A 19,598-nucleotide genomic window follows, 5' to 3' on the forward strand; every position below is an offset into this window, starting at 1 on the left:
TTCAGGACAGGCGTTCGAACACGCGCCGTGCAAATTCGCTCAGCGTATCGTCGCGCGCGCCCATCACCACTATCCGGTCGCCGGGGCGCGCCATATTCACCAGGCGGTCTTCGATATTCTTGCGCGAAGGGATATGCGAGGCATTGCCCCCTGCTTCGTTGATCAATTGCACGATGCGCGCACTGCCCTCGCTCCGATCGACTGTCCCACCGAAATAAACAGGGTCGGAAAAGAGCACCCTGTCATCTTTTTCCAGTTCGTTGGCGAAGGTTTGAGCCAGTTCGTCGCCCATCTGCCGTAACGGTCCATAGCCGTGCGGCTGAAAGAATGCGATTACGCGCCCCTGATGCGCGCGCAGGGTCCTCAGGGTGGCGGCGCATTTTTCCGGATTGTGCCCGAAATCGTCGATCACTGTGATCGCGGCGTGGTTTGTCCCAATAATGTCGAACCTCCGGGCCAGTCCATCGAACCCCGCCAGCGCCTCGACAGCAGCTGCGACGGGGACGCCAGCGGCTGCGGCTGCCGCGATAGCCGCAAGGGCATTGGATAGATTATGCCTTCCCGGCATGTTCAACCTGAGCGGATGCTCGGATCCGTCGTGCCGGTCCACGATCATCGCAGCCTGCCGAATCGGACCTTCGGCAATACTACCCGGCGCTACTCCGATCTGCGCCTTTTCCTGGTCGATACCGAAGGTGATGACTTCTCTGGCATGGGGCAGAAGTGCCAGCGCTTCTTTGTCATCTGCATTGATGACTGCAATGCGGCTTCGCGAGAGGTAATCCGCGAAGAGCTGGCGCAGTTCTTCCATACTCTTGTGATCAAGGCTGACATTCAGCAGTACGCCGACTGCGGGGCGATAAAGCGCGATCGAGCCATCGCTTTCGTCCACTTCGCTGACATACAGGCTTTGCCCCCCCACAACAGCGCTGGCGAAGGGGCGCTCGGGGGAGACGAAATTCTTCATCACCGCGCCATTCATGATCGTCGGTTCACGGCCCGTCGCCTGCAGGATCCAGCCGAGCATTCCGGTGACAGTCGATTTGCCACTGGTTCCCGCAACGGCGAGCCCGGCGCCGCTCGTATTGAAAAGGATCGAATTGAGTTCCGCACGGGTCAGGCGCAGGCATCCGAGCTCGTTTGCCTTGCCGATTTCCGGCACTGTGTCTTCAATAGCTGCGGAGGCGACGACAACCTGATCGCCGGAAACGATGCCGCTTCCGTCCTGAGGATGCAATTCGATTCCCTGCTTTTCGAGCGCAGCGAACTTGTCCGGCGTGCGGCCTTGATCGAAGCTGCGGTCGGAACCGGCGACCTTTGCGCCGCGACCCTTCACGATCTGAGCAAGCGGAAGCATACCCGAGCCTCCGATCCCGACGAAAAAGAAGGGGCGTGCGAAAAGCTCGTCTGGGCTGGGGAAGTCCGTCATTCAAGTCTCGCTATGCAGTTGTAAGCACGATGACAAGCGGGCATGGTCCGGGCGTGCACCGACCGATCAGAAAAGTCGCCATATGCGCCCCCGCGACTCCGCTGCGACGCAGATATGCCGAGGCTGTAACAGCACTCGCAGCGCAGGAATTTCCCGATATCGACCTGCATTTCCACGATCAGTGCTTCGAAAGCGAAGGCCATTTCGCGGGAAGGGACGAGGTTCGTCTGGCTGCACTGCTCGAATGTTCGAACGATCCACAGTTCGATGCCGTGTGGTTTGCGAAAGGTGGCTACGGTTCGAACCGTATTGCAGCGGACTTCATCAGCCACCTCAAAGACGCAGCGCACGAGAAAGCGTACCTCGGCTATTCGGACTGCGGGACTTTGCTCGGCGCGCTCTATCGTGCCGGTATCGGCTATCCCGTCCACGCCCCAATGCCGGTGGATATCAAACGCGATGGCGGCAGCAATGCGGTGCGCCGCGCAATGGGCTGGATGTCGGGCGATGACAGCGGAATCGAGCCATCGCTTACAGGCAGGCCCGCAGTCGCCTTCAACCTGTACACCTTGTCCATGCTGGTGGGTACGCAGTTCATGCCGGTCCTCAAGGGTCACGACGTCCTGATCGAAGAGGTGGGCGAATATGAATATGCGATCGACCGGCTGATGTTTCATCTGGCCGAGAACCTGCGGGGCGCCGCGGGCATCCGGCTCGGCGAAGTCACCGCAATTCCGGAAAACGATCGTCCATTCGGCGCCGATGCAGAAGAGATCGTGCGGTATTGGTGCGCGCGCTATGGCATCGACTACCTGGGGCGGGCGATGATCGGCCACAGCGCGGCGAACAGGATCGTGCCCTTCGGCCTTGAGGCCAGAGCCGCACCCGCCTAAGCGCGCTGGCGACAAGGAGAGTTTCATGACTGCATTCATTTTCCCCGGTCAGGGAAGCCAGAAAGTCGGCATGGGTGTCGAGCTTGCCGAAGCCAGCGCCTACGCCCGCGAAGTGTTCGAGGAAGTCGACGACGCGCTGAACCAGAAGCTGTCCGGCCTGATGAAGGACGGTCCCGAAAGCGAATTGACGCTTACCTCCAATGCACAGCCGGCAATTATGGCGAATTCCATTGCCACCCTGCGCGTACTGGAAAAGGAATTCGGTGTATCGCTGGCTGAGAAGGCAGAATGCGTTGCCGGCCACTCGCTCGGGGAATATTCCGCTCTGTGTGCAACTGGCGCATTCGATCTTTCGCGCACCGCAAAACTCCTGCGCCTGCGCGGGATCGCCATGCAGGACGCTGTGCCGATCGGTGTCGGCGCGATGGCTGCTCTGCTGGGTGCGGATATCGAGAAAGCCACTGCGCTGGCAGAAGCGGCTGCTGAAGGGCAGGTTTGCGAAGTCGCCAATGACAATGATCCTACGCAGGTCGTGATTTCGGGGCATGCAGAGGCTATCGACCGTGCCATCGAATTGGCCAAGGATCACGGGATCAAGCGCGGCATCAAGCTGCCTGTATCCGCTCCGTTCCATTGTTCACTGATGGAACCTGCGGCGCAGCGGATGAAAATGGCGCTGTCCGACCCCGCGCCGGGCGCATTTATGGTGCCGCTCTATGCAAACGTCACTGCCGCCCGCGTGACCGATCCGGCCGAAGAGCAGGGCTTGCTGGTCGACCAGATTACCGGACGGGTCCGCTGGCGCGAAAGTGTGCTCGCCATGCGCAAAGACGGGGTCGAGCGCTTTGTGGAACTTGGCGCCAAGGTACTCGGCCCAATGGTCGACCGCATCGACAAGGAGGCGATGACGATAAGTCTCGTCACAATGGAAGATCTCGAGAAATTCGCGAAGGAGTACGCCTGATGTTCAGCCTCGAAGGCAAAACCGCTCTTGTTACAGGGGCCAGCGGTGGAATCGGATCGTCGATAGCCCGCGCGCTGGCGCGGCAGGGCGCGAGGCTGGCCCTTTCCGGATCGAACCCGGCGAAACTGCGCTCATTTCGCGAGGAACTGAACGACGAGTTCGGGCACGATCACGTTGAAATTACCTGCAACCTCTCGGATTCCAAGCAGGTCGAAGAATTGATCCCGGCCACGGTGGATACTCTCGGCAGCATGAACATTCTCGTCAACAATGCCGGCATTACGCGCGATAACCTCGCCATGCGGATGAAGGACGAGGAATGGGACGAGGTGATTCGCATCAACCTTGAAGCCAGCTTCCGCCTGATGCGCGCCAGCGCGCGCCCGATGATGAAGGCCAAGGGAGGTCGCATCATCTCGATCACAAGCGTCGTCGGTCACACGGGCAATCCGGGACAGATGAACTACACGGCAGCCAAGGGCGGCCTGACGGCCATGTCGAAAAGCCTGGCGCAGGAGCTTGCGAGCCGCAACATCACCGTAAACTGCGTTGCGCCCGGCTTCATCCGCACCGCGATGACCGATGCGCTGAACGACGATCAGAAGGCGGCTATCAATAGCCGAATCCCGATGGGGCGCATGGGCGAGGGCGAGGAAATCGGGGCTGCCGTTGCCTATCTTGCTAGCGATGAGGCTGCCTATCTGACCGGCCAGACGATCCATGTGAATGGCGGCATGGCGATGCTGGGCTGATTCCTCCGGTTATCCCCAAGCGAAATCCGCACACTAGCGCCATAAGCTTGCAGGGCATGACAGCCTCGCTAAGGTCGCTATCCGTATTCCGGCGCTAGTGGGGCGATTCCGGCCTTCACAGCGCTCAAAAGGGACGAAAGAAGGACCATGAAGGCCACAATCGAACGCGCCACCCTGCTGCGCTGTCTCTCGCATGTCCAGTCGGTGGTCGAGCGTCGCAACACCATCCCCATCCTCTCGAACGTGCTTATCGAAGCGGAGGGTGACGGTCTTCGCGTGATGGCGACCGATCTCGATTTGCAGGTCGTCGAACACATCGATGCTGCCAGCGTCGAAAGTGACGGCGCCGTCACGGTCTCGGCCCATCTTCTTTTCGATATCGCTCGCAAGTTGCCAGAAGGCAGCCAGGTCAGTCTGGAAACGGCCGAGAACCGTATGGAGGTCAAGGCAGGCCGCAGCCGCTTCAAGCTGCCGACGCTGCCTCGCGACGATTTTCCGGTGATCGTGGAAGGCGATTTGCCGACGAGCTTTTCGCTTCCTGCCAAGACGCTGGCGGAACTTATCGATCGGACGCGGTTCGCGATCTCGACCGAGGAAACCCGTTACTATCTCAACGGCATCTTCCTGCACGTATCGGATGAAGACGAACCGGTGCTCAAAGCCGCCGCTACCGATGGCCACCGCTTGGCGCGCTTCACGCTCCCCCGTCCGGCAGGTGCAGAAGGCATGCCCGACGTGATCGTGCCGCGTAAAGCGGTTGCGGAATTGCGCAAGCTGCTGGACGAGAAGATGGACGGCGATGTCCTGATCGACCTATCGGCCAGCAAAATTCGCTTTACGCTCGGTGGAGAGGGTGGTGTCGTCCTGACCAGCAAGCTTATCGATGGCACTTTCCCGGACTATTCGCGCGTGATCCCAACAGGGAACGACAAGCTGCTGAAGATCGATCCCAAGAGCTTCTTCGCAGGGGTCGACCGCGTGGCGACGATTGCCACCGAGAAAACCCGTGCGGTCAAGATGGGCCTCGACAAGGATCGCGTGACGCTGACAGTTACATCGCCTGATAACGGCACGGCTTCGGAAGAACTGGCGGCAGAGTATTCGGCTGACGGTTTCGAGATCGGTTTCAACGCGACTTATCTCAAGGACATCCTTAGCCAGATCGACAGCGACCAGGTGGAAATCCATCTTGCCGATGCCGGTGCGCCGACATTGATCCGCAAGAATGACGACAGTCCGGCGCTCTACGTCCTGATGCCGATGCGGGTCTAGGTCGCGGTCAATATGCAGTGTAAAGAGTTGGTGTGAAGGTAACAGAATCCTAAGGCCTTGGATGCCAAACGGCCTTGCCAGAATTCAAGGAAATTTTTCGATGCCGAACCGCATTGACCGAGCACTATTCTTGGCTGGCCTAGCGGTGTTTTTGGGCGCGCTTGTTCTCATTTTCGCGATTGGCTCCAGCAACAAGACAGAAACTGAGATCGACTATTCCCACTGGTTGTTGCTGACCGGCGCGACGTTCATGTTGCCTTTCGCAGTAAACATGCGCGAGAACTTATTGGCGATCGCAAGTTCCATGGTTCTGACGATCGGACTCATCTGCACGATTGGGATGTGCGTGATAGACCTCGTCTTTTGGGGAATCGCCGATGATGCCCTCCGGAACGCAACGGTTGCCGAGCTCATCACAACACCATCAGTTTGGATGCCCTTTATGCTCTATGGGTCTGAAGAGGTGCTTTACTTCGGGATGGTCCTGGCCAGTAGCTGCTATTGGCGAGATACAAAGGTTGGAACGGCACTTGTAGCCCTTGGAGCAGTACTTGCGATCGCTGGTCCCACTTGGTTCAACGTCGCCGGGGCTGCGTGTGCCCTGCTTGGATTCCTGATTAACTTCCGGACTGTTGGATTGCCCGCTTCGCCCGCCCAAGGCGAATTTGCGGACTATCAGCGATAACGTCATCGCCCCCATCAAGGATTGCCGTGTAACGCCCAGATGCCGCGCCTGCTTGTCCAGGCCCTCGACGACCCACGCCGGAAAATCCACGTTCACGCGCTTGGGCTGGTTATTCGGGCGGCGTGCCTGGGACCAGTCGATTGCACCGCTCATGTCCTCACCGGCGTCGAACTTCTTGTCAAATTCAGTTGCCTTCATAGTATCCGATCTCCTCTTTTCGGGCGCGGCGCACCGAGATGGTCCCACGCTAGAGCCAACGCTTTCGGTAGTGCGCGGTCCAAAGCGGTCGTTCTCCGCTTTGATGCGAGCGGAAAATACACCGGAGAAATGAGTTCCAATCAGACGGATGTAAAATAGCAATCTAATTGCGCCGGATCAGGGGACAGCGTTCTTAGCCGCTCAAAATGGACGCAACGCGGATGATGCTTCATGCCACACGGCTCTCGTGCGCCCCTTGTGGTAGTGATGATAAGTTGGCTTAATCGAACCACCACATGCCAACTCAATAAGCGACTGCTCTTGACGTTTTAGGTCCGAACAAGCCGTGAGGTTCGGAAAATTTCATTATATTACAGATTGATAAAGCAGGTCGAAGTGTAAGTTTACAATTTAACAGCCGTTTAAGGGTCTGATCGCCTGAATTTCCACCACGATCGCGCCGATAGTATCGCGCGTCGCTGGCCCGATACCGGTTCGGATGCTGTTATTCGGCAGCCTCCGCAAACTCGGCCCGCTGCGGTCCCCGGATAAGGCCTCCAGGGGTCGCTCCGGTCCATTTGCCCTCGCGGAAGGTAACCACGCCGCTCTTTATCGTCGCGACATAGCCATCGGCCTTCTGGAGCAGGCGCTTGCCGCCTGCCGGCAAATCGAAGGCAAGCCAGGGTTTGCCGAGTTTGAGCCGGTCCATGTCAATAATGTTGATGTCGGCCAGGTAGCCGGGGGCGATTACGCCGCGATCCTCGAGCCCGTAAAGCCGCGCAGTGTCGTTGCACTGGCGCTTGATTGCGTTTTCCAGCGTGATGCGCTCGCCGCGTTTGCGGTCACGCACCCAGTGCTGGAGCATGAAGGTAGGTGAGGCCGCATCGCAGATTGTCCCGCAATGTGCGCCGCCATCGGACAGCGAGTTTACGGTATCGTCTGCATGCTGGAGTGGGTGAAGGAAATCGAGATTTTTGTCGGCATAGTTGAGTATCGGAAAATAGATGAAACCTCTGCCATTGTCGCGGCAGAGCATATCATAGGCGTATTCCTGCGGGTCGATCCCGGCATTCTGGGCGCGCGCCTGAACAGTGGCGCTGTCTTCGGGCTCGTAGTCGAAATCGTCGTCCATCTCGTACATCAGCGCCCAGCCTTGGGTGACTGCAGCGACGACCGGGAGAATGTCTGCGGGCGCTTCGGAATAGTCGTTCGCTTCTGACAGAAGTCGGGCCTTGAATTCCGGATCGAACAGCTTCGCTTTCTTTTCATCCCAGGGCAATTCGCTGATCGTTTTCCAACTGGGGCGATAAACGAACGGGTTCACCGTACCCTGCCACGCCATGATGATGCCGTTCCCACGAAGTGCGATCTGGGCGACGATGTTGGCGCCATTATCGTTCTCGGCGCGCATGGTGGCAATCTGCTCGTCGAGTGGCAGCTCTTTCGCAATCGATTGCAACGCCGCGAAGGTCACCGGAAGACCCGTCTCGCGGCTGAGTTTCCCCATCCATGCGAATTCATTCCATTCGCGCTTGAGATCGCTCGCCATTTCGAAGACGCCGTGTCCCGCCCGGCCCATGGCCCGGCCAAGCTCCACCAGTTCTTCTGCGGTGGCCGTCGTTCCGGGAACTAGAACGCCGCCTACGTCCTTGTGCAGCACTGTGCGACTGGTCGAGAAGCCGAGCGCACCCGCCCGAACACCTTCTTCGACAATCTTGCTCATTTCCATGATGTCGTCGTCTGTTGGCACTGCACCCGGCTGTTCGCGTTCGCCCAGGACATAAGCTCTTACAGCGCCGTGGGGGACGTGCGTCCCGACATCGACAGTGCGCGGCAGCTTCTCGAGCTCGTCGAGATATTCGGGGAACGTCTCCCAGTTCCAGGTAATGCCTTCAGCCAGCGCGGTGCCCGGAATATCCTCCACGCCTTCCATCAGACCGATGAGCCAGTCGTGCTGATCGGATCTGGCAGGCGCAAAACCCACGCCGCAGTTGCCCATGACGACCGTCGTTACCCCATGCCAACTGCTGGGCGCCATTTCCTGATCCCAGGTGGCCTGGCCATCATAGTGCGTGTGAATGTCGACGAAACCTGGAATGACCGTCATTCCGCGAGCGTCGATCTCCTCGGCGCCTTTGTCATCGATCTCGCCCACTTGCGCAATCAGACCGTCCTTGATCGCTATATCGCCGGTGAAACGCGGCTCACCGGTTCCGTCGACAATGTTTCCCCCGCGAATAATCAGATCGTATGCAGGCATGATTATGGCTCCTCTCTCGGAAGAGAAGGTTCCACATTGCAACTGGTCTGGCAAGCAACCTTTCAGGGACCGGCAGGTTAGGCGGCTCTGCCAAGTTCCGCGTCGGTTTGCGGTGCGTCGAGGAATGTCCGCAGACTGGCCACGCTTTCGTCTGCATGGGTGAGCAGGAACAGATGTCCGCCGCCCTCGATGATTTCAAGCTGTGAATTCCGGATGGCGGTAGCGAGTATCTTGCCGTTGATGAGCGGTACGATCTGGTCGTCTTCGCCCATCATGATCAGTACCTCCTTGTTCATGAAGGGCAAGGCAGGCAGGCTGGTCCAGCCGAACATGGCGAGAAGCTGATAAAGATATCCGCGCGGGGAGGGCGGCTTCAGTCTGCCGATATGGCTATTTTTCTGGTGAGCAGAGCCGTCTCTGTCCACGCCCCCATAAAGCGTCGCGAAATGCTCGTTCATGTACTCGGGGTCGATGTATCTGCGCGGATCTGCCATTTTCGAGAGTGCAGCAGGATTGCCCGGGACCATCAGCATTCCCGCGGTTGTGGCTGCCAGGATCAAGCGACGCGTTCGCTTGGGATGCTGGAGGGCAAAATGCTGCGCCATGGCGCCGCCCCATGATACGCCCATAACGTCGACCACATCTACGCGGAGATGGTCGAGAATCTGGGTGGCCGTCCAACACATGGTGAATGGATTATAGGGAAGGGTGGGATCAGGGCTTTCTCCGGTGCCGGGCATATCGAACATAATGAAGGCGCGTTCGGTCAGCATTTCGGCGAGCGGGGCCACCGCCTCGATATTGGCACCGATCCCGTTGAAAAACAGGAGCGGAGGGTGATCCCCGGGTTCGTCGAGACGCCAGTGAGCGACGCGTAAGGTGCGGCCTCCGACTTCCATCATCTCGACCGAAGCGGTCAGCTCATTCTTGGTCATAGCGTTCACGCATCTGGTCCTGGAGAGATTTCAGCACGCTTCCATAACGTACAGACCCGGGGCGGGGTCCAGCGGCGGATAGGTCTTGTTCCCCGTTTTCGCGGGTGCCTTCTTCTTTGCACCCGAACGCTTCTGCAACCAGTCCATCCAATATGGCCACCAGGAGCCTGCGACTTCTTCCGTGCCTTCCAGCCATTTGTCCGCAGTCTCAGGCAGTTTGCTCTTGCCGTCTTTCTGGACGTAATATCGCGCCTTCGGGTTGCCGGGCGGGTTGAGGATCGCCTGCATATGGCCGGAATGGGATAGCACGTAGGTAATATCCTTGGAGCCGAACAGGCGAGTGGAGCGATAGGTCGCCTTCCACGGAGTGATGTGGTCCGTTACGCCACCCAGAATGAACATATCGCTGGTAACTTTGGAAAGATCTATCTTGTGATCGACCATCTCGACCTCCCCCTTCTTGGTGAAAGCGAGCGTCTCGAAAATGGTCAGGAAGTCGCCCATCAGCGCCCCCGAAAGATTGGTTGCATCGGCGTTCCAGAACAGCACGTCGAAAGCTGGCGGGTCCTGCCCAAGCAGGTAATTGTTGATGACATAGTTCCAGATGAGATCGTTGGGCCTCAGCCATGCAAAACCGCGAGCAAGATCGTCGCCCTTGATCACGCCTTTCTTCTCCGCGCGTCGCCGAGCAAGCGCGAGACCGTTCTCGCTGATCAGTGAACCTGCTTCGATGTCGTTCTGTTTGGGGTGAAGCACACAGACCATGAGCGTGAGCGACCCCAACAGATCATTGGACTCGGCTGCTAACTTGCTGGCCAGCATGGCTGCTGTCTGTCCGCCGGAGCAGCCTGCAGAGACATTGACCTTCTTGCTGCCGGTGATCTTGCCGACTGCTTCCATCGCCTCGCGACAGGAATTGACATAATCCGCCATGTCCCAGTGCCCTTGTTCGGGCGAGGGGTTTTTCCAGCTGATAACGAATGTCTGGATACCATTGTCCAGTTGGTACTTCACCACGGACTTGTCGGGCGAAAGATCGTTTATGTACATCTTGTTGATTTGTGGAGGAATTGTCAGCTGGGGAATCGCGTAGACCTCATCGGTCGTGGGAGCATAATGGACCAGTTCCATCATCTCTGTTCGCAGCACTACGTGCCCTTTGGAGGTGGCGATGTTCTCGCCCAGCTTGAAAGGCCTTTTGTCGACCTGACTGACCATGCCCTTGTTATGGACCATGTCATCGTAAGCGTTCTTGAGGCCTTTCACGAGGCTCAGGCCGCCGCTGGTGATCGCCATCTTCTGTGCGCTCGGATTGCCGATTAGTGTGTTCGTGGGAGCAAGGCTGTCGACGATGATATTCGAGATGAACCGCGCTCGGTCCTTTTCCAGCTCATCCAGATCGAGGTCTTCGAGCCAGCGCGCCGCACCCTTCTGCACAGCGAGGTAATATTGCATCCCGGCCCGCATGAAGGGGTTATACTGCCAGGTGGGATCCTGGAAACGGCGATCCTTGGGATCGGGCGCAAGATCGCTTTTCCCGGTCATGATCTTGATCATGTCCTCGCCCATCGCCTGGCTGTGCTTCATCAGACGCTGCGGATCCGAAGTTGTCTCGCGCAGCATGACCGCGACGGCGCCGAAAATGTCCTCGCGCGTCAGGCCAATGAGCGGACCGAGTGCGGTGGTGTGCTGGACGGCTTCGTCTTCGAGCTTGGGCATAGGGGTCCTCTTTTGGATGGACAGATTAAGCGTTGTTCCAGTTAGCGAAGTGCGGCGATCATACTTTCGATATCGACGAATTTTTCACGTGGCGAACCATCACGAGCGGCGGCGTTCTCCGCTTGTTCGATCTTTTGCCAGTCGCGGAAGGTAACTATATCCAGTCGGCGCTTCTCGGCCAGTTCGTCGAAACCGGCGCGGCCGCGCTTGCGAGAGCCGTTGCCGATGTCATCGGCAACAAGTTCTATCACGCCATAGCCGTCAGGCCGGTTCGTTCCGATCGTTCCGGTCGGTCCGCGTTTTGCCCATCCTACACAGTACAAACCGGGCAGGATGCGCCCGTCATCATTCGCGAAACGGCCAGCACGTTCATCGAAGGGAGCGCCTTCTATCGGCGAAGAGCGATATCCGATGCAGGTCACGATGATATCGGCAGGGATTTCATAAATTTCGCCAGTGCCGACCGCGCGGCCTTTCTCGATCGTGGTACGCTCTATTTCAAGAGCGCTAACCTTGCCGTCTTTGCCCTTGAACGCTTTGGGGCTGGCGAAGAAATCGAACTCGATGGCGATCCGTTTTTCGCCATGGATGTTTTCCGGGATAGCCGCAAAATCGCGCAGAAGGGTAACCGACTTGCGCAAACCCGGTTCGAGGATCGCGTCGTCAGCCCCGGGCGGCAAATCGTTCTTGTCAACATGCGGACTCGCCCGTTCAAGATGCATGAGTTCACCCAATTCCTTGGGAGTCATCATGATCTGGTGAGGTCCCCGCCGCCCCACTATCGTGACCGTCTCTATTTCCGAACCATGCAGCGCATCGAGGGCATGGGCGACAATGTCGGACCCTGCAAATTCGCCCTCCGTCTTGGACAGGATTCGTACTACGTCCAGCGCGACATTGCCCATTCCAATCACCACCGCGTGCCGGCCGGAAAGATCGGGGGCGAGGTTGGCGAATTGAGGGTGGCCATTGTACCATCCGACGAAGGCGGCGCTGCCGAAGATATTGGCGAACTCTTCCCCCGGGAGATCCAGATTGCGGTCGTGCGGTGCTCCGGTGGCAAGAATTACCGCGTCATAGAGTTCCTGGAGTTCCGCAATCGATACATCCCTGCCGACCTGCACGTTGCCGACGAAACGGACTTCTTCGGAAAGCGCGGTCTTCTCATACCGCACCGAGACTTTCTTGATGGACTGGTGATCCGGTGCAACTCCCGTCCGGATAAGGCCATACGGGACGGGCAAGGAGTCGAACACATCGACCCGCACATCCTCTCCCCACTGTTTGCCCGCCGCCTCGGCTGTGTAATATCCGGCCGGACCCGATCCGACGATAGCGATGTGACGCATATACGGCCCTCTCCGAACCGTTACCATGGCGCGTAGGGCCATGCATGGCAAGCAGGCCCGTCGTGGAAAGCGCTATAGTTATTCGTTTGGTAAGGGTTTCTACTTATCTTCCAGGCCATTGGAGTAACATTTCTGCAGTGCGCACAGGGCGAAAGCCCGAGACTGGGAAACGGATGGCGGGATTTTTCTCGAGAGGATCGAGAGCGGAAACATTCGACTCTGACGAGGCGGCAGTCGTGCCGATCTCGCAGGGCGACCTCGTACGCCGCGTAGAATTGCTCGATAGCGTCGAAAATTCGGGCTTGGGCTGGTTCTGGGCAACCGACCAGCATGGTCGGATGATCTATTTGTCTCAAAACGCCCAGTCTCGCCTGGGACTGGGTGATGAAGGGGTCATCGGTAAGCACCTTACCGAAATCTTCCAGAGCGACGATGCCGAGAACGCGGAGGTCGACGGAGGGCGCCCTCTGGCCTATTATCTTGGCGCTCGCAATTCTATCGTCAAACTACCGGTCAAGGTTGCCGCGTCTGCCGAGAATCTGATCCTGGAAATTGCCGGGAAACCCCAATTCGACGCCCAGCACAATTTTTGCGGTTATCGAGGTAGTGCCAAGGACATTACCAAGACCCATGAAAGCCAGCGCGACGCGAAGCGCCTCGCGCAGTATGACGCGCTTACCGGCCTTGCCAACCGGCACCGCATGAACAAGCAGCTGGATTCATCTCTTAATAAATACCGCAGCGACAAGCGTGCCTGTGCCCTGATGATGCTGGATCTCGACCGCTTCAAGCAAGTTAACGATACGCTTGGTCACCCGGCCGGGGATGAACTCCTCAAGCAGGTTTCCGGCCGACTTGGCCAGATTTTCGGGAACAAGGGTGAGATAGGGCGCCTTGGTGGCGACGAATTTCTCATCATGCTGCCTGACGTCGATGATCGCGGGGAACTCGGCGAATTGGGCGCGCGCGTTATCCAGATGATCGCGCAGCCTTATTCCATCAACGGGTTGCGCGCGATTATTGGCGTTTCTCTGGGCATTGCCATTGCGCCCTATGACGGTCTCAATGCAGAAGAATTGGTCAAGGCGGCCGATCTGGCACTCTATGCGGCAAAGGGCGGGGGGCGTGGCCAGTATCGCTTCTACTCACGCGAGTTGCAGGAAGGTGCGAAGCTTCGCCGACAGCTTGAAGAGGACTTGCGCGACGCGCTAATCAAGGACGAGCTGGTTATGCATTACCAGCCCATCGTGAAGGCCAGCGATTACAAGTTATCTGGAGTTGAGGCCCTGATTCGCTGGGAGCATCCAGAACGCGGATTCGTTTCGCCCGAAATCTTCATTGCGTGCGCTGAAGATATCGGAATGATCGGGCAGATAGGCGAGTGGGCTTTGCACAAGGTGTGTGAGCAGGCCTCGCAATGGCCAATCGAATTGCGCGTTGCGGTGAATGTGTCGCCGACCCAGTTCACAAGCAGCGACTTCGTCCAGGTTGTGCAACGGGCATTGCAGAAGTCGGGGCTGGCACCGGACAGGCTCGAGTTGGAAATCACAGAAAGTGTTTTTGCCGGGGACGACGATCTTACGCGTACAATCTTCACCGAGTTGAAAAATCTTGGTGTACGCCTCGCTCTCGATGACTTTGGCACCGGATACTCTTCGCTGAGCTATTTGCGCAATGCGCCTTTCGACAAGATAAAGATCGACCAGAGCTTTGTTCGCGGGTCGACCGAAGAAGGGAATAATAATTCGGCCATAATCAGCGCGATCGTAAGCCTGGCTGACGCACTGGGGATGGAGACGGTCGCCGAAGGAACCGAGACCAAGGACGAACTCGCTTTAGTCAAGAAGCGGGGTGCCAGCCATGTGCAGGGCTTCATATTCTCTCAGCCAATAAGCCATGAAGAAGCACTCGAACGTCTTGCCAAAGGTCAACTGATCTACGAGCCGCGCGGACCCGAAAAATATCGGGCCGACAGAAAATCGGTGCTGCGGAAGATTGGTCTTATTCACGATGACCATCGCTATATCGTCACGCTCAGGAACATCTCCAAAACCGGAGCGCGCATAGAAGGGTTGCTCGATGTGCCGGTCGGTACAGAGGTGGTGCTGGACCTTGGCGATGGGCAACTGGCGGTTGCGACCGTTCGCCGGTCGAGAAAACATGTCCAGGGGGTTGAATTCGAAACCCCCCTGATCAGCAATGGTGCCGACGGTCTCTGCACGCGTCATCGGGTCTCGCCCTACGAGCTCGAAGCTGCGGGACGGCCTCTCGCCGCGTTGCCTCATGATGCATTCGGTGTTCTCCAGGAAAGCGGACTGAAGCGTATGCCGAGTATTCCGCGGTTTGCTGAAATGGAGTTCGAACCGACGTAAATGCTCGATGCAGAGCACAAGGGAATCGTGCGGCGTTAGCTCGATGCTAACCATTTTAGGCTAGTCCGGTTCAACCGAACCCGCCATCGACAAGGTTGAAAGCCATGGGCGCCATGCCCTTCACCGAATTTTTCAAAGGCCGCAAATCTGCCGAAATGATGGATGTGGTCGGCGTGCAGCAGCCGTCGGCGGAGTTTTCGCAATCGGATAAACTTGCGATCGTCGAGCAGCTGGAAAGCTCTGGTATTGCCTGTTTCTGGGCGACCGACACTCGGGGGATACTCAGCTACCTTAGCCCGCAAATCCAAGAGAAGTTCGGTCACAGGGCTTCCAGGATTTTCGAGGTGCCCTTGCAGCAGCTACTTCAGCCCGTTTCGACCGATGAAGATGCTCGTTCGCTGGGATTGAAACTGGGGACACGTAAAAGCTTCGCTGGCATGACCGTCGAAACGGGAGACGAAAAAGCAGATCTCGTTCTGCGTTTAACCGGCCGACCGCTATACGATGATGCCGGAGAGTTTTTAGGCTTTCGTGGAACAGCGACGGATATCACCGAAGAATTCCGCAGCGAGGAAGAGGCAAGCCGTCTCGCTAAGTTCGACACGCTGACGGGCCTCGCCAACCGCCACCGGATGGAACAGAGAATCGATTCCACTCTCCAGACTTTCCGTAGTGCTAAACGCGCTGCGGCGCTCCTTATGCTTGATCTGGATCGGTTCAAGCAGGTCAATGATACGCTCGGTCATGCAGCTGGCGACAAACTGCTGCAGCAGGTGGCAGAGCGATTGAATACAGTGGTCGCGGGTCGAGGTGAGATTGGCCGTCTCGGAGGCGATGAGTTCCAGATACTCATTCCCGATATGGATGACCGCGGCGAACTCGGAGAGATCGCCAAGAAAATCATCCAGATGCTTTCACAGCCTTATTCGGTCGAGGAAGGGCGTTGCAGTATCGGGTGCTCCGTCGGTGTCGCCATCGCACCCTATGACGGAGTCGAGCGCGAGGAATTGAGCCGTGCGGCCGACCTTGCCCTCTACGCTTCGAAAAATGGCGGCCGCGGTCAGTTCAGGTTTTACGCGGCTGATCTCGAACACGAGGCTCATCTGCGCAAACGCATGGAGGAAGATCTCGCCACCGCGATCGAAGAAGGAAACTTTACGCTCGAATATCAGCCCTGTGTTACGCTTACGGATAACAAGGTCATCGGCCTTGAAGCGAAGTACAGCTGGGAAGATCCCGAAAGGGGCCGGGTCTCGCAAGAGACCTTCATCCCGGTGGCAGAGGGAAGTCGCCTGATTATCCCCATCGGCGAGTGGGCTTTGCGGAAAGCATGCGAAGAAGCCAGCCAATGGCCCGAAGCGCTGCGCCTCTCGATCAACATATCCTCCGTGCAGTTCGAGGCCAGCGATTTCGTCGCGATGGTCGATAGCGTGCTCAAGGATACGGGGCTCGACCCGGCACGACTAGAACTCGAACTCAATGAATCGGTTCTGCTCGGCGATGCGAGTAAAGTCGATGCCGCTCTCGGCGCGCTCTTCAAGCTTGGCGTGCGCCTGACCCTGGACCAGTTCGGCACTGGACTCTCATCCCTGTCCTATCTCCGCCGTGCACCGTTCAACGCGCTCAAGATCGGTGCGAATTTCTTCGAGCCGGTCATGGGCAACGATCTGGGCGACATGGAACTGGTCCGGGCGGTGGTTGCCCTGGCAGGAGCCATGGGCATGGAGACCGTCGCGACTGGCGTCGATTCCGTGAAACTGATGGGCGAACTCAAGAAGATCGGCGTAGGTCACGTGCAGGGTTTCGTCTTCTCCGATGCGCTCGACCAAGAGAATGTGCTCGAAGAGATCGCGAAGGGCGAATGGGTGCTCGAACCCACCGACAATGGCAGCCAGCGCGCCAGCCGGCGTACGGTCTTCCGCAAGATCGGTCTGATCCACGAGGATCACTATTACGACGTGACGCTGCGCAACATGTCGCGCTCGGGAGCGATGATCCAGGGTTTGGAGGATGTGCCGATCGGTACCCAGTTCGTGCTCGACTTCGGACAGGGTCAGTTGGCCGTGTGCACCGTTCGCCGCAGCATGGACGATACCCAGGGAGTGGAGTTCGAGCAGGAACTGGTCGATGACGGAGCTGGCGGGTTGTGCACACGCCACCGGGTCAATCCCTATGCGCTGGCGGCGGCCGGTGCGCCGCTTACCGCATTGCCGCCAGGCAAATACAGCCAGGCGCCCGAGGCTTCGCCGGGGAGTTTCGCTCAGTTCAAGCTATCGGCCAACGCGCCCAAACAGGGTGGCGGCCCGCAAGAAACCTGACACGCGCGAATCCGGCTGACAGGGCGGCGCAGCGGCGCTAATGGGTCGGCGCAATGACCGACCTTTCCAAGATCCGCAATTTTTCCATCATCGCCCATATCGACCATGGCAAGTCTACCTTGGCGGATCGGTTGATCCAGCATTGCGGGGGGCTGACCGATCGCGAGATGTCCGAGCAAGTCCTTGATAACATGGACATTGAGAAGGAGCGCGGCATCACCATCAAGGCGCAGACGGTGCGCCTGAACTATACCGCGAAGGATGGCGAAACCTATGAGCTGAACCTCATGGACACGCCCGGCCATGTGGACTTCGCCTACGAGGTCTCCCGCTCGCTCGCCGCGTGCGAGGGCGCGCTGCTGGTCGTGGACGCGGCGCAGGGGGTCGAGGCGCAGACGCTCGCCAATGTCTACCAGTCGATCGAGCACGACCACGAGATCGTCCCCGTCATCAACAAGATCGACCTGCCCGCCGCCGAACCGGAGAAGGTCAAGGCCGAGATCGAGGACATCATCGGCCTCGATGCGTCGGACGCCGTGCTCACCTCCGCCAAATCGGGCATCGGCATCGAGGATACGCTGGAGGCGCTGGTCAAGCGCATCCCGCCCCCCACGGGCGACCGTGACGCCCCGCTCAAGGCCATGCTGGTCGACAGCTGGTACGATCCCTATCTCGGCGTGGTCATCCTCGTCCGCGTGATGGACGGGGTGATCAAAAAGGGCCTCAACGTCCGCTTCATGCAGGGCGGCACGCAGCATCTGATCGACCGCGTGGGCTGCTTCACCCCCAAGCGCACCGATTTGCCCGAACTCGGCCCGGGCGAGATCGGCTTCATCACCGCGCAGATCAAGGAAGTCGAACAGGCCAAGGTCGGCGACACCATCACCACGGTGAAGGGCGGGGCGGAAAAGGCGCTGCCCGGCTACAAGGAAGTGCAGCCCGTGGTCTTCTGCGGCCTCTTCCCGGTCGACGCCGCGGATTTCGAGAAGCTGCGCGAAAGCATCGGCAAGCTGCGGCTCAACGATGCCAGCTTCAGCTTCGAAACTGAAAGCAGCGCCGCGCTGGGCTTCGGCTTCCGCGCCGGCTTCCTCGGCCTGCTGCACCTGGAGATCATCCAGGAACGCCTGACCCGCGAATACGATCTGGACCTGATCACCACCGCGCCATCGGTGGTCTACCGGATCCAGCTCAACAAGTCGCGGACCGACCCGGCGCAGGAAATCATGCTGCACAACCCGGCCGATTATCCCGATCCCAGCCGGATCGAGAAGATCGAGGAACCGTGGATCAAGGCGGTGATCTACACGCCCGACGAATATCTCGGCTCCATCCTCAAGCTGTGCCAGGATCGGCGCGGCGTGCAGGTGGACCTGACCTATGTCGGCGGCCGCGCACAGGTGACCTACGAATTGCCGCTGAACGAAGTGGTGTTCGATTTCTACGATCGGCTGAAATCGATCAGCCGCGGCTATGCCAGCTTCGACTATGAACAGATCGGCCTGCGCGAAGGCGATCTGGTGAAGATGAGCATCCTGGTGAACAACGAACCGGTCGATGCGCTGTCGATGATCGTCCACCGCGACGTGGCGGAACAGCGCGGCCGCGGCATGTGCGAACGGCTGAAGGACCTGATCCCGCGACATCTGTTCAAGGTGCCCATCCAGGCCGCGATCGGCGGCAAGGTGATCGCCCGCGAAACCATTGCCGCCATGCGCAAGGACGTGACCGCCAAATGTTACGGCGGCGACATCAGCCGCAAGAAAAAGTTGCTGGAGAAGCAGAAGAAGGGCAAGGCCAGAATGAGGGAATACGGAAACGTCTCGATCCCTCAAGAGGCCTTCATCGCTGCGCTACGTATGGGCGAGGAATGACTCTCATTCTGAGGATGCCAGAGCGCCTCAGGCGGCCTGCCCCGGCGAAGGCCGGGGGTAACGTGTCTATCCCGCAGGAAGCCTTCATCGCCGCGCTGCGTATGGGCGAGGAATAATCCTCCGCCCGCGCGGCCCGATATCCAGCCGGTTCAATACCGGCCAACCAGAAACGACATGATCGATAATGCCCTCATTCAAGCAACCTACCTTCGAAGAACGCCAGGCACTTGCCGAAAAGGCCCGCGAAAAGGCGCTGAAGAAACTCGCCGACAAGCCCAGGATGGACGAGGCGACGATCGCCAAGCGCAAGGCCGTGCAGGAAGCCCGCGAAGCCGCCGCGAAGGAAAAGAGCGCCGCCAAGCGCGAAGCGCGTGAGAAGGCCAAGGCCGAGAAGGCCGCCGCAGCCGAAGCCGCTGCAGCAGCGGCAGCCGTGCCCGAACCGACCGAGGAAGAACTGAAGGCCGCGCGCGATGCGAAGTATGCCGCACGCAAGGCGCGCAAGAAGAAGGGCTGAGGGAGGGATTGGTGTTCCCCAAGGCTAACACACTTGTTTGACGACTAAAATCCACGCAATAGGCGCA

Annotated in this window: 14 protein-coding genes and 1 pseudogene; 9 read left to right on the plus strand and 6 right to left on the minus strand. The window is 58.6% G+C overall.

Annotation, left to right across the window (positions count from 1 at the left end):
* Window position 1 precedes the first annotated feature (1 nt).
* A complete protein-coding gene (locus AC13CE_RS08910; RefSeq protein ID WP_221540440.1) occupies window positions 2-1,429 on the minus strand; it encodes a Mur ligase family protein in 1,428 nt (475 codons plus the stop codon).
* Window positions 1,430-1,458: 29 nt separating this feature from the next.
* Here AC13CE_RS08910 and AC13CE_RS08915 point away from each other — a divergent pair, with 29 nt between their 5' ends.
* From AC13CE_RS08915 to AC13CE_RS08935, 5 genes are all read left to right on the plus strand, one after another.
* On the plus strand, window positions 1,459-2,322 hold the full coding sequence (locus AC13CE_RS08915; RefSeq protein WP_482972166.1) for an LD-carboxypeptidase: 864 nt from the start codon (window positions 1,459-1,461) through the stop codon (window positions 2,320-2,322).
* A 25-nt stretch (window positions 2,323-2,347) separates the two neighbouring features.
* Window positions 2,348-3,286: an ACP S-malonyltransferase gene (fabD, locus tag AC13CE_RS08920; protein WP_221540438.1), complete on the plus strand. Its 939-nt coding sequence runs from the start codon at window positions 2,348-2,350 to the stop codon at window positions 3,284-3,286.
* A complete protein-coding gene (fabG, locus tag AC13CE_RS08925; protein WP_221540436.1) occupies window positions 3,286-4,038 on the plus strand; it encodes a 3-oxoacyl-[acyl-carrier-protein] reductase in 753 nt (250 codons plus the stop codon). Before fabD ends, fabG begins: the two co-directional genes overlap by 1 nt.
* 147 nt (window positions 4,039-4,185) lie before the next feature.
* Window positions 4,186-5,310 (plus strand): DNA polymerase III subunit beta, encoded by a 1,125-nt coding sequence (gene dnaN / locus AC13CE_RS08930; protein ID WP_221540434.1) that lies wholly within the window; start codon window positions 4,186-4,188, stop codon window positions 5,308-5,310.
* A 100-nt stretch (window positions 5,311-5,410) separates the two neighbouring features.
* Window positions 5,411-5,995, plus strand: a complete 585-nt coding sequence (locus AC13CE_RS08935; RefSeq protein WP_482972198.1) for a hypothetical protein — start codon at window positions 5,411-5,413, stop codon at window positions 5,993-5,995.
* 24 nt (window positions 5,996-6,019) lie between these two features.
* Here the strand turns inward: AC13CE_RS08935 and brnA are convergent.
* From brnA to AC13CE_RS08960, 5 genes and pseudogenes are all read right to left on the minus strand, one after another.
* Window positions 6,020-6,193 (minus strand): annotated as a pseudogene (gene brnA / locus AC13CE_RS08940) (type II toxin-antitoxin system BrnA family antitoxin); the annotation flags it as partial.
* A gap of 505 nt (window positions 6,194-6,698) precedes the next feature.
* Complete coding sequence (locus tag AC13CE_RS08945; protein WP_482972167.1) at window positions 6,699-8,453, minus strand: N-acyl-D-amino-acid deacylase family protein; 1,755 nt, start codon at window positions 8,451-8,453, stop codon at window positions 6,699-6,701.
* A 77-nt stretch (window positions 8,454-8,530) separates the two neighbouring features.
* Window positions 8,531-9,388: an alpha/beta fold hydrolase gene (locus AC13CE_RS08950; protein ID WP_482972195.1), complete on the minus strand. Its 858-nt coding sequence runs from the start codon at window positions 9,386-9,388 to the stop codon at window positions 8,531-8,533.
* A gap of 30 nt (window positions 9,389-9,418) precedes the next feature.
* Window positions 9,419-11,107, minus strand: coding sequence for a PHA/PHB synthase family protein (locus AC13CE_RS08955; protein WP_482972168.1), 1,689 nt, complete (start codon window positions 11,105-11,107; stop codon window positions 9,419-9,421).
* A 41-nt stretch (window positions 11,108-11,148) separates the two neighbouring features.
* Window positions 11,149-12,456, minus strand: a complete 1,308-nt coding sequence (locus AC13CE_RS08960) for an FAD-dependent oxidoreductase (protein WP_482972169.1) — start codon at window positions 12,454-12,456, stop codon at window positions 11,149-11,151.
* 173 nt (window positions 12,457-12,629) lie between these two features.
* Here AC13CE_RS08960 and AC13CE_RS08965 point away from each other — a divergent pair, with 173 nt between their 5' ends.
* The 4 genes from AC13CE_RS08965 (at window position 12,630) to AC13CE_RS08980 (ending at window position 19,531) form a co-directional block, all read left to right on the plus strand.
* The gene (locus AC13CE_RS08965; protein WP_482972170.1) at window positions 12,630-14,828 is read left to right on the plus strand and encodes an EAL domain-containing protein; all 2,199 of its coding nucleotides are present in this window, start codon (window positions 12,630-12,632) and stop codon (window positions 14,826-14,828) included.
* A gap of 104 nt (window positions 14,829-14,932) precedes the next feature.
* Window positions 14,933-17,146 carry a putative bifunctional diguanylate cyclase/phosphodiesterase gene (locus tag AC13CE_RS08970; RefSeq protein ID WP_482972171.1) on the plus strand — a complete coding sequence of 738 codons (2,214 nt, stop codon included), beginning with the start codon at window positions 14,933-14,935 and terminating at the stop codon, window positions 17,144-17,146.
* Between the two features lie 53 nt (window positions 17,147-17,199).
* Window positions 17,200-19,017: a translation elongation factor 4 gene (lepA, locus tag AC13CE_RS08975; RefSeq protein WP_221540425.1), complete on the plus strand. Its 1,818-nt coding sequence runs from the start codon at window positions 17,200-17,202 to the stop codon at window positions 19,015-19,017.
* 184 nt (window positions 19,018-19,201) lie between these two features.
* Entirely contained in the window at window positions 19,202-19,531 is a 330-nt protein-coding gene (locus AC13CE_RS08980) for a DUF6481 family protein (protein WP_482972172.1), read from the plus strand.
* Window positions 19,532-19,598: the final 67 nt, after the last annotated feature.

This window comes from Qipengyuania sp. B-5, from assembly GCF_056857815.1.